Here is a 13437-nt window from a genome sequence, read left to right on the forward strand (position 1 = left end):
CGTTGTGCTGTTCGGGAGAGAGTAAAAATTCCGACTCTTGTGCCAGCACGACCGGTTTACCTAACTCCTGCTTCTGATTCATCCAGCGCGCCACCGGACAGAAATGACCGCCTGCACCCACGACAATTTTTGCACATAGTGTGCCATTAATGATCCACTCACCGCTTACACGTTCCATTGATTTGAAGGGTTCACCTAATCTAGTGCGCGCCTTACAACGTTTCAGTAAATAATCATCAAACTCACAACGACGAATCCCATAACTGACGATCTGAGAATACTCTGTCTGAATCGCCGTACCTCCGATGATCCCGGTACGAAAACGAGTAATCGGTTGCAGAACGTGATCTTGTTTGTAATCTGATAAATCCAGTTCCAGCAGATCAGCAACCGCTGGTGTAATCCAACCCGCGCATACTTTGTCGCGTGGAAAAGTAGCTTTATCCAATATAAGCACATCCAGGCCGGAATCGCGCAACCCCCATGCACAGGAGGAGCCTCCTGGTCCTCCGCCGATAATCAGGACATCGCATGCCTCACTGTCCATCGCCGTCTTATCCCTTACATCGTTTGAAACTCATTCAGTCTGATATAATTTGTCTCGTGTCCAGGGAATCTCATTATTACCGCCATTCGTAAAGACCACCTGAAATAATTGCAGCGAACCTGTCCGAAAAGAGGCTATCGAAGCTGACAGATAGAGACGCCAGGTGCGAACAAAATTCTCATCGAACATTCCGCGGACTTCATCAATATTTTGTTCATATCTTTGTAACCAATGCTCTAGTGTGAGAGCATAATGCAGACGAAGATTTTCAACATCCAGAATCGAGAACTTCTGAGACTCAAATATCCGCATCATCTCACTCAAACTGGGGACATGAGCACCAGGAAAAATTCGTTTTGTGGTCCAGCTATCTAACACACGGGGAGAGTTGCAGCCGATCGAATGGATCAATCCACGTCCCTCAAGTTTTTGACAACGGGAAATCACATTACCGAGCTCTTCATAATTCTTCAGTCCCACATGCTCCAGCATTCCAACCGACACAAATGAGTCAAAGTTGCCGGTAATATTCCGCCAGTCATCTTCCAGAAATTCAACCCGGTCACTCAATCCTTCCGCTTTAGCACGCTCACGTGCATAGATGATTTGTTCGTGCGAAACGTTAAAAGCTTTGACTCTGACACCATAATTTTTTGCCATATGCAAAGCCAGGGCACCCCACCCGCAACCAGCTTCAACGACAGTATCCCCCGGTTTCAAACCAACCTTACGACAGACATGATCCATCTTTGCAATTTGCGCTGCTTCGAGAGATTTTTTTGGATCGGAAAAATAGGCACACGTATAAGCCAATTGTTGGTCGAGCCAGAGTTTATAGAAATCATTTCCAATATCATAATGATGATGGACATTATTCCGTGCGGCATCGATCGTATTTCGACTTAACCATCTCAGGCAGCCCCGAATACCATCTCGATAAAAATGCTTCGCATTTATGGAAGGCATGCAGCGATTAATGGCTTCATTCAAAAAGACCAAACTTCCTTCTACTTCAATCGTTCCCTGAGAGTAGCCCTCTCCAAAATAGAGGCTTGGATCAATCAACAGTTTATAAAGCGTGCTGCGTTGATGGATATAAATACGAATAGACGGTGAAGAAATGGAAGTTGTGATTACAGAATCGTCCCACAAGACGATTTCTATTTCCGGATTGCCCAATTTCTGCAGCATGGTCCGCATTAACCATTTGTCAAATGCAGAGGCTTTACCGGCGGTGCGTTGCAGATCTGGTAATCCAGAATGAACGTCTGAATGAATGAGGCTGTTTTCGAAACCTGCTGTTCTTTCTAATTGAGCAGACTTCTTTTTTGCGTCGGACTTTATTGGATTCACTTTGATTCTCCCGATTTGCGACAATCAATTTTTACCCGGTTCGTTTTATATTTCGATATTCCTCAAAAGAATTAATGAAATCTGATCCTTCTATCTTATTTTCACATACACAATCATATTTTCAATTGTTTTTTATAGTTCTGATCACTTATCTTCTAAATTTTCAAAAACAAAAATACAGAAAATACCATTCCGGAAGTTTTACGGCCCCGTATTCAGTCGCTTTTTATCCAAGTAGTAATCTTTTATCTGAACGACTATCTGAACGACCGAATATTCTTACTTATCTTACGTGCCTGTCACTATTTTCCCAGAATTAATTTGATCCCTGTTTTTTTTCATTCCGGTAGCAGACTTTGATAATTTGGGCTTGGAATAGCGGTCAGTGAGGTGCTACAATTGAACACATCAATGTTTTTTTATCATTGATTTCACACCTTAATCCTCGCCTACCGATAAGAACTGTAAACTCCTGCCATTCCTTGAGAAAGAATCTTTCATGCTATCTATCTGGGGACCGGATACAAAACTCTGTGATCGCGTTTCGCGTCGTGAAGTTCTAAAAATTGGCGCATTGGGAATGGGTGGCCTAAGTTTGCCTCAGCTCCTGCAGGCAGAGTCTGCTTCGGGGAAGAGCAAACGTAAAAAAGCGGTCATCATGATTTATATGTGCGGTGCTCCTTCACACCAGGACATGTATGACTTGAAAATGGATGCCCCCTCTGAAATACGCGGGGAGTTCCGTCCGATCAATACGAAAGTACCCGGCTTTCAAATCTGTGAGCACCTTCCGCGTCTTGGTAACATTGCTGAAAAAATTATCCCACTTCGTTCTGTACATGGTTCACCCAGTGGCGCCCACGATTCTTTCATTTGCTATACAGGACGAACAACGCGTAACCAGCCAGCCGGAGGTTGGCCTTCCATTGGATCTGTGGTCTCAAAACTGCAAGGATCCGCTGATCCTGCTGTGCCACCATTTGTCGGCTTAGCGCCGAATACCGGCCATCCACCGTATGGCTCTCCCGGTCTCCCTGGATTTCTGGGGGTGAGCCATTCTGCCTTCCGTCCTTCAGGACCCGCGCGAAAGAACATGGTTTTAAATGGCATCGATTCATCGCGTCTGAATGACCGAAAACAACTACTGGCATCTTTTGATCAGTTTAAACGTGATGCGGATGCCAGCGGTTCAATGCAGGGCATGGACGATATGAACCAGCAGGTGTTCAATATCCTCACTTCTAATAGCCTGGTCAACGCGCTAGACCTTTCACAGGAAGATCCAGCCATTCGAGAACGTTATGGCAAAGGCGATCCAAAGAACTTTGGCGATGGCTCTCCACGTAACCTCGAACATTTCCTGATGGCCCGACGACTGGTGGAAGCGGGCGCCAGAATCGTCACTTTGAACTTTGGACGCTGGGATTTTCATAGTAACAATTTCAGCGGATTGAAAAGCTCTCACCTCCCGCTATTTGACCAGGGATTAGCCACACTGATTGAAGACTTGCACGAGCGCGGCATGGCTGACGACGTCGCTGTTGTCGCGTGGGGAGAATTTGGACGCACTCCCAAAATCAACAAAGATGCCGGCCGCGATCATTGGCCCGCTGTTGGCGGCGGATTAATTGCCGGTGGTGGATTCAAAACCGGCCAGGTGATTGGCAGCACTGATCGCCTGGGAGGCCAAATTGAAGACCGTCCGATTCACTTCGGCGAAGTGTTTGCGACATTGTATCATCACCTGGGAATTGATTACACAACTGCCCCCATTCGAGATTTGGCTGGTCGTCCGCATTATCTGGTCGATAACTATACACCGATGCCAGAAATCATTTGATCTCATTCTCACTTCGAAAAGCGGCTATCCTTTAGCTTTTCAACCCGACCCGCTACGATATGCATCAGCCGACAAGAACACGTTTCAGCTGATCGAAATTGAACGGGATTGATGATGGTAAGAGCAGGGATGGATGACGCTTTACTGGAGAAATTGCACGAGTATTGGGGCTACTCCGAATTTCGTCCCCTCCAGCAGGAAGCCATGCAGGCTGTACTGGAAGGCCGCGATTCGCTGGTCGTGCTTCCCACGGGTGGAGGCAAATCTCTCTGTTATCAGGCACCTGCATTGTGCATAGACGGAATGGCGGTGGTCGTCAGCCCCTTGATCTCGCTGATGAAAGACCAGGTCGATGCTTTGCGCGTCTGTGGGATATCAGCCGCCTACCTTAACAGCTCGCTCGAACAGGAAGAATCACGACAAGTCTTAAGAGAAGTCCGTGCAGGTAAAATCAAACTCCTTTATGTCGCACCTGAGCGGCTGATGCTGGAAAGCATGCTCTGCATGCTGGCAGAGATCAAGCTGTCATTTATCGTGATTGACGAAGCCCATTGCGTGAGTATGTGGGGACATGATTTCCGCCCCCATTATCGTGAATTAAAAGAGCTGAAAAACATCTTTCCCCAATGTGGAATTCACGCCTATACTGCGACCGCGACTGAAGAGGTTCGCTCTGATATTGCCATCCAACTTGGATTAAAAGATCCGGAAATTCTGATCGGTTCATTTGATCGTCCCAATCTGACATATTCTGTGGCCCGTCGCGCGGATCGTTTTTCACAAGTGTGCGAAGTGCTTGATCGACACCCTGAAGAGCCGGGGGTTATCTATTGCATTTCCCGCGCGGATGTGGAATCCCTGAGTGAGTCGTTGAACGATGCCGGCTACGAAACACGACCCTACCATGCTGGTTTACCTGATGAAAAACGTGCAGCCAATCAGGAAGCCTTCATTCAGGACCGCATTGATGCCATCGTCGCCACAATCGCCTTCGGAATGGGAATTGATAAACCGAACGTCCGTTATGTGATTCATGCAGGCTTACCCAAGTCATTGGAAAATTATCAGCAGGAAAGTGGCCGGGCAGGGCGTGACGGATTAGAAGCCGAATGCGTATTATTATACTCAGAGCAAGACGCCATGATCTGGAAACGGATTCTGGATGATCAACCCGATGAAGCCAAAAAAACGGCTTTTCAGTCACTTCAAGCCATGCAAAACTATTGTCATGCATTTGACTGTCGACATCGTTATCTGATGCAGCACTTTGGACAGGATCTGGAACAAGATTGTGAAACAGGCTGTGACCTGTGCCGTGGCGATTTCCAACAGGTAGACGATGCCCTGGAGACTTCTCAGAAGATCCTGTCTTCGATATTCAGGCAGGATCAAAACTTTGGTTCGTCCTACACGGCTGCGGTGTTAAAAGGCTCGAAAGACAAAAAAGTACTCGCCAATCGTCACGATCAACTCAGTACTTACGGCCTGCTCAAACACGAAAGTCTTTCGACAATACGCCACTGGCTGAATCAATTGGTTTCCCAAAAGTTCTTAACCAAAACCGCTGAATATCAACAGCTGCGGATCACCGACTCGGGTTGGCGATTATTACGGGGAGAAGTCACTCCACAATTGATGCGGACGACAGATCAAAGCAAATCCGAAAAAGCCCGTCCTGTCAAAAAACAATCGCAAGACGCCAACTGGGAGGGCGTTGACCAGGGGTTATTTGAACAACTACGAAATCTACGAAAAGAGATCGCGGGCGAGAAGGGTTTACAACCTTATATGGTATTCGGCGATGCCACTCTACGGGAACTGGCCCGCGACAAACCCAAATCTCAACCGGAGTTTTTAGAAATCTGGGGTGTTGGCCAGAAAAAGTGTGACGACTTTGGCCAGCAATTTCTGGAATGCATCGCGGAGTATCTGACATAATCTGGGGAACATCGTGAAATGAATCAAATCTTTGTGAAACGAGCTGACCTCACTGATATCGAAGTGCTCGTGCCGCTATTTGACAGTTATCGCGAATTCTATGGACGCAACAGCGATCTGGAGGCGGCACGCGCATTTCTAACCGCACGTCTCGAAAATAACGAGTCTGTCATTTTTATCGCACGCGAATCCGAGACTCCTGTTGGCTTCACTCAACTCTATCCCAGTTTTTCATCGGTCTCGCTCGCCCCCACGTTTATATTGAACGATCTATTTGTCACTCTGGAGAGTCGCAAGCAAGGGGTAGGTTCACTTCTACTATCGGCTGCCGTTGATTACGCCAAAACCAGGAATGCGATTCGGCTGACACTCTCTACGGAAGTCACGAATGAGACGGCGCAAGCCTTATATGAATCGACGGGGTGGATCAGAACCGAGCAATATTATACTTATGACTTTACAGTATAATACTCATTTCTGATCGAATCTCTCGATGAGGCTCTGTCTTACAATCGCCGTCGACTTAATTGCGCTGAAAAACTCTAGCGTACTTGCTTGATTCTATTATAATACGACCCGAACACTTGCGAACTTAGAGATCTACATTACTTTCACCCTGAGGGAAAATTGTGCATGTTGATGTTCGTTCTCAAACGCTGCAGGTCTGCATGGATTTTATCCGGATTGTTGTCATTGATATTGATCTCTCCGCTGAATGCCCAAAAACCAAAGACACCCGCAAGAGAACAGATTGGTGAAGTATTCGGTAAACCCGTTTATCGTGATGAAATCCCAACTGGGACAAACCAGGAACTTCACGATAAGTTACAGTGGCTCTTTTGGAATCCTGTTTTCGATCGGTACTATTTGAAACATAAGTCGAAGTTTGATTTGACAAAAAAAGAGGTCGCGAGCGCAACAGCGTATTTCACCAAAGTCGACGATTACATCAAAGGTGAGGCATTGCTTTTTCGTGCAAAATTGAAATCAATTGATGACCAGCTGAAGCAGCCGGGAATCACCGTTGATGTAAAGCGACGTTTTGAAAAAAAGAAACGAAAAATCCAGTTGGAATATAAACAGGATTCGATGATGTCTTGTCAACTTGAGGTCATTGAAATTGAAAATTTTGAGCGACATCTCTACAAGAACTATGGCGGTGGACGTATTCGATACCAGATGATGGGTTCAACAGCCTTTGATGCCACTCATAAATGGCTGGAAGACCAAGAGAAAAAAGGCCACTTCAAGATCACGGACCCAAAATCACGAACAGCTTTCTATCTACATTGGACTGACAAAGTTGACATTGGTATCATTGAGAATGACAAAGAAGATATCCAACAGTGGCTACTCAGACCTTCGTGGGCACCGAAACCAGTTCCTGAAAAGTGACATAGATCAGGCGAGTGAACGATTACTTCCCATTGTGGAGTTCCCTCGACCTCAAAAAGCGAATCTGTTGCATTATCATAATTTGAATCCACTTCATTGTATCAACTGCGGGAGCTGATCCATTATGAGTTTTGTCGCCATCACAAAAGTCAAATATCCGGATTCACTGAAAACAGAAATTCGTGATATCGGGCTGAATATGATTCCGATTGCCAAACAGCAGCCTGGTTTCATTTCGATTGGTTTCCATCGGTCTCGTACATGCAATGAAACAATGATGTATTGGGAGTGGGAATCCAAAGCAGATCATGAAGCTTGTATGACGTGCCATGCCTGGGCAAGTATTATGGCGCAATCCAAAGCCGCTTTCCAAAATGAAGAGACCGAATTTTCGATCGAGACGTTTGAACGCCTGGCATAAGAAGTAGTACTAACGATTTAATAAACTGAGTTACGAAGATCGCTTTTTATGCCGCGATACAGTGACAATCACTCAGATGATTCGCATCGCGTACTTATTTTTTGGTTGGTGGTGCGCCAATGCAAATCAGCTGTTCCTGACGATTGCCACCTGAGTCAGTGCCGACTCTGAGAAATAGTTGGCCGTCAACCGCAGCCGGACTGGCATAACAATCTGTGCCCAACTGATTGACGGCGACTTCTTTAAATTCTTTGGAATCCGCCTCAAACACGAAGGTCTCTCCCGAAAGATTCGAGATATAGATTAAGCCATTACAGAGGATAGGCGAAGCGCTAAAGGAACCTCGGAGCCGGTTTTTCCAGAGAACTTCGCCTGACTCAGCTGACCAGCAGTATGCGATGCCATCATCGGTCACCCCATAGAGTTGCTCTCCCTCAACGAGCATCGACGGCTCATAAATTTTGGTCTTGTCAGACCAGAGCAACTTACCCTCGGCAGATAAACAGACGGTCTCTCGTTTGGGGTAACCACCACTGGCAAAGATAAGTTTCTCTGTAGTGACAATTGTTCCACAGGTCGCTTCCGCCAGACAGGGTGTGTTCCACAACTCTTTTCCTGTTGCGGGATTATAACTGGTGACTTGATCACAGCCACTAATGAGAAGCTGTTCGCGGCCTCCCACGTTTGCGACTACCGGGCTGGAATACGTGCTGATTGCGGGACGCGAAACACGCCAGGCGATTTCTCCTGACTTTCGATCGAGGGCAGCGATATAGCCGCCTCCTCGATTATCAGCGGCGATAATGACAAACGATTTATAGTGCAGGGGGGAAGGAGCGTAACCAAACTTGGAATTGAAAGCACCCAGCTCTTTCTGCCAAATTTGCTTGCCCTTTAAATCGAGGGCTGTCGCAATAATTTTTTTGGAATTGAGAAAGACTACATAAATATGTTCTCCATCACAGAGTACGGTACCGTTCGCGTTGGTCCCCTTTTTGTGTAGCTGGCCTTGTGATGGGAAGCCGTCCGTATGGATTACCGTTTTCCAGCGTTCCTTTCCATCAGCGCGGTTAAACGCGATGACCAATTGTTCCTGCTTCTGATCGTCGGCTGTTGCCAGCAAAACCAAATCTTCCAGGACCACCGGGGAACTGTGCCCTCGGCCGGGAATATCCGTTCTCCAGAGAACGTTCGTTGTTTCATTCCACTCTGTCGGTAGTTCCTGATCAGGTGCATGCCCATTTTGCTGAGGACCGCGCCAACCGGGCCAATCTGTGGTAAGGTTGGGAACATCCTCATCACTTAATGTGACTCCACTTGCCTGGACTGAGATTTCTTCTACTGGAGTTTTCTTACTACACCCGACGAAGAGCACTAATCCGATGAGTAATAGACGCGTGTGAAATGCAACCACTGAAGAATTCATCCCTGACCCTCATTCCCTGAATTCGCTTTGAAAAACATGCTTTATTCAAACTAAACCTCATTCTGTTTTAACAGAATGAGGTTGTCTGACTTAGCGTTATAATTTTTTTAGAAAGATGTCACGAAAACGAATTTCGCCGCCATGCGTCTGTAATTGAATGGGACCAGTTTCATAAATTGGATTCTCTTTTTCGTAATAGTTATCCATTTTTTTATTGTCTACTACCAGTTTACCGTTCAGATAGACGGTAACTTTTTCACCTTTCATGATGATCCTGAGATGATTCCATTCACCAAATGGCTTGTCAGCGTGCACGAGTGGATGTTTGCCTTCACCTTTGTTGTTAAATAACCCACCGGACCCAAGATTGGCTTTTCGATCCCACTTTCCACCTTCTTTGGTTGTATCCCAAATCTGTACCTGTGGCACGCCTCGGAGATAGATACCACTATCCGCCTTGGCAACAGTTTTATAATCGAGCAGTAATTCAAAATCACCATAATCTTTAGCAGTTGTCAGATAGACGCCATGGCCATCATTGACTAGCTCACCTTTTTCGACGGACCAATGTTTCAGAACATCTTCCCAATTCTTTTTCAAAAGTTCCTCGCGTTCGGCTTTTGACATTTTTTGGACAGCGACGGGACTTTTGCCTTTCACCTTATGGAAGTTCATGCCGATCCAGCCTGACAAGTCTTTTCCATTAAACAGAGCGACAAATCCTTCTGGTGGTGTATTATGCGCTTTCGAATCTTTCTTCTCTCCTGCAATCAATGCAGTCGAACCCAAAATCATCAGGGACAATACGGAAACGAGAGATTTCTTGAAACTCAGTGTCATCTTCATAAGTCATTCCTCTATTGATCGGTCATGAAATATTGTATTTTGATTTGGTAAACCAAGGTGTATGGTTCACTGTAATTTCAGATAGCCTAAATTACAACATGCCTGCAAGAAAGTGGTCCGATATTCCTGAATTTACAGGGATCTATTGAGCTCTTAGCTCTTCACCTTAAACCTCGAATGTACAAAAAACCTGGCTGACAAAGATCAATCAGAGTCTACTCGTCAGTGATGAGTTTTTGCACAATACAAAGGTTGCAGGAATCATCGACAGGATCAAGTTCCACTCGATGCGCGACAAATATCTTTCCATCACTTAACGACTTTTGCCGCGAATCTTTTGAAAAGAATGCTACTGCCTGAGGAATAAAATCTTTAATCTGCATCTCGTGAGAAACAATTTCCACGCCGGAAATCGAATTCGAGCTGAGTAATACTTTTCCCTCACTATCCGTAATATAGATTTGTCCCAACCGGTCATCCAAACCATTCAGAATGTTCTTCAGCTGGTTCACTAAGTCAGCTTCGATGACAACAATGCCAAAGATATCGCCCGATTTTTCATCGAAAACCGGGATCGCAGCAATGATACTCCGATGTTGACCACTATGCTGGTTTGATGAAAGTGGCTGACCGAGGCTGAGTTTGATCACTCCCGGATCCATGGCTATCACATCTTTTAATAGCGGTGACATTTCTAACGTTGCCAAACGACTCTGGGGCACACTTCGGATATATCCTTGATTAGCGATATTGCGTTCGACACGCACAATCTCCTGTGGTTTTTCTTCACTAACCTTGATGTATGATACCGAGAGATAGTCAGGATTGGCTCGCATCAAACCTTCATAAATGGTCTCTAATCTACCACGCCAAATATCTTCCCCTTCTGCTTCTGCTTCTGAACTCTCGTTTCCAGAACGAACGTCGATAATCGCCTGGATCGGCGGTAATGTGGACATAAACAATGCGTCTCCACTGAGTACCTGTCCTAAAGAGATCAGTTGCACTTCAATCTCTCGCTCGTCTGATCTCATTTCTTCAAAACGAGCATGTTGGGCGGCAATATAATTCTGTCGCGTCGAAATCGTCAGCGTCGTGATCGCGACAATTGAGATAATGACGGCCGCTGCGATTAATTGTGAAAGTTTCTGGTGGTGTTGTATCCAACGTCCGAGCCTTTGCGAGAGCCTTTCGTTATAGGCTGAAACGGGCTCTCCTGCCATCCAACGTTGAACATCATCGGACAATTCGGTTGTTGATGAGTAACGTGCATAACGTTTTTTGGCCATTGCTTTGGCACATATAGCATCGAGGGCCAGATCTACATTCTCGTTAACAGATTGAGTTCGAGGAGTCGGTCCACTGGTAATCACAGTGATCAATTCCCTGATTGTTGAACTACCAGATATTTCACGATTCTCTTCGTGGGGTGCCTGTCCTGTGAGAATCGAAAACAAAATTGCACCGAGCCCAAATATGTCTGTCGATTCATCCACTTCGTCTAGACGTCCGGCAGCTTGTTCGGGCGCCATGTATAATGGGGATCCTAATACCTGCCCCGCAAGTGTTCTCTGACCGTCGGCAACATCTGAGAATCCGATATCTGCAACGCTATCGCCGAGCATACCATCATCGAGTACTTTCGCCAGCCCCCAATCGATGACAATGACCTGCCCAAAATTATCAATCGCCACATTTTCGGGTTTCAAGTCACGGTGAATCACTTTTCGGGAATGTGCATGCCCGATGGCTTGACAGACAATGACAAACGCTGACAATAAATTGCGCAGCAGCATGGGATCTTCATCGCCTTCCAACCGACGCTCATGATATTCATTAATCGTATCTTGCAATGTTTGTTTACCCAGAAATCGCATGACATAAAAAGCTTGTCCGCTAGCGGCATCTTCTCCCAGCTGATATATGGGAACGATCGCGGGATGCTCTAATCGGCCTGTGATTTCCGCTTCACGACGAAATCGATCCAGGGCGGCTTTGTTGGCAGTCTTCCGATTTCTGATTTCCTTGAGTGCTACATACCTTTGTAGTTTAGTGTCACGAGCCAACCAGACGGTTCCCAGCCCTCCCTGTCCGAGCTTTCGAATGAGCTGATAGCGCGAATGCTGCTCGCGCAACTCACTGTTTTCGATGCCGGAAATAGCAACACTGACACCCAGTAACTTGGCAATACGACCCGATTCATCCATGCGTTCCAAAGCTGCTTTTGTCAGAAAACTGGCGCTGAATGCGTTCTGATCGTCTTCAGCCACGCTGTCCCAAAGCTCTTTCAGTCGGCACAAGGAGCGTTGTTCAATCTCATATATCGTGCCTTGGGGTAACAAACTGATTTTGAGCAGTTGCTCAGCCAATGTTGTACTACCGTAGAGGGTCCACGTCGTGAGCGCCGTTGCCAACTGTCTCTCACTGATTACCGATGATTCCAACGCTTCTACAGCGAATGCGATATCACGATCTTCTTTTGAATAATCTAGTTCTTCAGATATTTGTGTAGCATCGAACTCTCCACCATGAGGTTTGTTTGGATCGATTGATGGTTCAGACAACGTACTTTCTCCGTTAAACCAGACTGGAGGCATTTGCCATTTGCTTTACATTAAAATCAAGCATTTTCATTCACTTTACCACTAGGTAAGAGCGATTGAAAGAGGCCTCATTTGGCTACTGTATACAATTACGCCTAAGTGCTGAGATTCGTTATGAAATCAATGATTTCCCTTTAAAAAACCGGATTGAAGCTCAACCACACACTGAAAAAATGATCAGATCTATCGAAATCAAGTATAATACACACTTTTTAGGACTACTGCCCGATTCGTAAATATCAGCGATACATGGTAGCAATGGGATCTCAATTTACGTTTTCTACTAATAATTGTGTACGCGCGATGCTTGACACAGATTGAGGCTTTCGCTCCTGAGAACCTTCCAAACAGTCTTTCTGATCCCAGACATTACTTGTCATTGAGTATGAGCCTGAGACAGAAGGCCTACATGACTTCAGAATGTCTACAAGGGTCAACATGAATTCTGAAAATCAAATCAATCCCGAACCATTTACCGATTCAGAAGCCACCTGTATCTCGCTTGAATTGTTGGCCAGCCAATTTATGGATGAGCACCGCCGGTGGATGAATCCATCAATTGACGAGTATGCTGACGTTTATCCGGATCACGCAGAAGAAATCAAAGAAAGTTTTCCGGTTTTGATTGCTATGGAACAATGGAAAGGAAATCGAGAGTTTTCCAGCTTGCAAGTTAAACTGCCTGCTCCAAAGAGTATCAAACAACTTGGAGATTGTCGGATCATTCGAGAAATAGCGCGAAGTAAAACTTCGATTTTATATGAGGCGGTGCAGGGCAGTTCAAATCGGCATGTCGCCGTAAAGTTGCTACCATGGAAATCAGAAATGACACCACGCTGGCGAGAACGATTTGAGCGGGAATCGCGACTGGTTTCTCGATTACGACATGAGAATATTGTTTCCTTTTATCGCATAGGAGAGGACCAGGGTTATTTATACGCAGTGATGCAACGCATCAATGGTATCGGCCTGAACCGGGTTATTACCCAGTTGGCAACGATGAACGAATCAGAACCTTTAATAATTGCGAGACCATTTGGGAACGATCAAACACAAGAAATCGAATGG

General features: G+C 45.8%; 11 protein-coding genes. 6 read left to right on the plus strand and 5 right to left on the minus strand.

Annotated elements, in window-relative coordinates; genetic code table 11:
- Both Q0668_RS08880 and Q0668_RS08885 read right to left on the minus strand, forming a co-directional pair.
- Positions 1 to 547, minus strand: a 547-nt coding sequence (locus Q0668_RS08880) for an FAD-dependent oxidoreductase (RefSeq protein ID WP_298863070.1), incomplete at its 3' end; no start/stop codon positions are given.
- A 30-nt stretch (positions 548 to 577) separates the two neighbouring features.
- Entirely contained in the window at positions 578 to 1900 is a 1323-nt protein-coding gene (locus tag Q0668_RS08885) for a cyclopropane-fatty-acyl-phospholipid synthase family protein (protein ID WP_298863073.1), read from the minus strand.
- Between the two features lie 499 nt (positions 1901 to 2399).
- Here Q0668_RS08885 and Q0668_RS08890 point away from each other — a divergent pair, with 499 nt between their 5' ends.
- The 5 genes from Q0668_RS08890 (at position 2400) to Q0668_RS08910 (ending at position 7494) form a co-directional block, all read left to right on the plus strand.
- Positions 2400 to 3740, plus strand: a complete 1341-nt coding sequence (locus tag Q0668_RS08890) for a DUF1501 domain-containing protein (RefSeq protein ID WP_298863075.1) — start codon at positions 2400 to 2402, stop codon at positions 3738 to 3740.
- A gap of 111 nt (positions 3741 to 3851) precedes the next feature.
- Entirely contained in the window at positions 3852 to 5678 is a 1827-nt protein-coding gene (gene recQ, locus Q0668_RS08895; protein WP_298863078.1) for a DNA helicase RecQ, read from the plus strand.
- Between the two features lie 18 nt (positions 5679 to 5696).
- The gene (locus Q0668_RS08900; RefSeq protein WP_298863081.1) at positions 5697 to 6146 is read left to right on the plus strand and encodes a GNAT family N-acetyltransferase; all 450 of its coding nucleotides are present in this window, start codon (positions 5697 to 5699) and stop codon (positions 6144 to 6146) included.
- 165 nt (positions 6147 to 6311) lie between these two features.
- On the plus strand, positions 6312 to 7073 hold the full coding sequence (locus tag Q0668_RS08905) for a hypothetical protein (protein WP_298863084.1): 762 nt from the start codon (positions 6312 to 6314) through the stop codon (positions 7071 to 7073).
- Between the two features lie 124 nt (positions 7074 to 7197).
- Positions 7198 to 7494 (plus strand): antibiotic biosynthesis monooxygenase, encoded by a 297-nt coding sequence (locus Q0668_RS08910; protein WP_298863086.1) that lies wholly within the window; start codon positions 7198 to 7200, stop codon positions 7492 to 7494.
- Between the two features lie 94 nt (positions 7495 to 7588).
- Here Q0668_RS08910 and Q0668_RS08915 read toward each other — a convergent pair whose 3' ends face one another.
- The 3 genes from Q0668_RS08915 to Q0668_RS08925 all read right to left on the minus strand — a co-directional run bounded on the left by Q0668_RS08915 (position 7589) and on the right by Q0668_RS08925 (position 12330).
- On the minus strand, positions 7589 to 8920 hold the full coding sequence (locus Q0668_RS08915; protein WP_298863089.1) for a PQQ-binding-like beta-propeller repeat protein: 1332 nt from the start codon (positions 8918 to 8920) through the stop codon (positions 7589 to 7591).
- Positions 8921 to 9016: 96 nt separating this feature from the next.
- On the minus strand, positions 9017 to 9766 hold the full coding sequence (locus Q0668_RS08920; RefSeq protein WP_298863092.1) for a DUF1080 domain-containing protein: 750 nt from the start codon (positions 9764 to 9766) through the stop codon (positions 9017 to 9019).
- 215 nt (positions 9767 to 9981) lie between these two features.
- Positions 9982 to 12330: a serine/threonine-protein kinase gene (locus Q0668_RS08925; RefSeq protein WP_298863095.1), complete on the minus strand. Its 2349-nt coding sequence runs from the start codon at positions 12328 to 12330 to the stop codon at positions 9982 to 9984.
- Between the two features lie 477 nt (positions 12331 to 12807).
- Between Q0668_RS08925 and Q0668_RS08930 the strand changes: the two genes are divergently transcribed.
- Positions 12808 to 13437 (plus strand): protein kinase (locus Q0668_RS08930; RefSeq protein WP_298863097.1); only part of this gene is annotated, 630 nt, incomplete at its 3' end.

The sequence above is a fragment of the uncultured Gimesia sp. genome (assembly GCF_937910335.1).
GTDB lineage: Bacteria > Planctomycetota > Planctomycetia > Planctomycetales > Planctomycetaceae > Gimesia.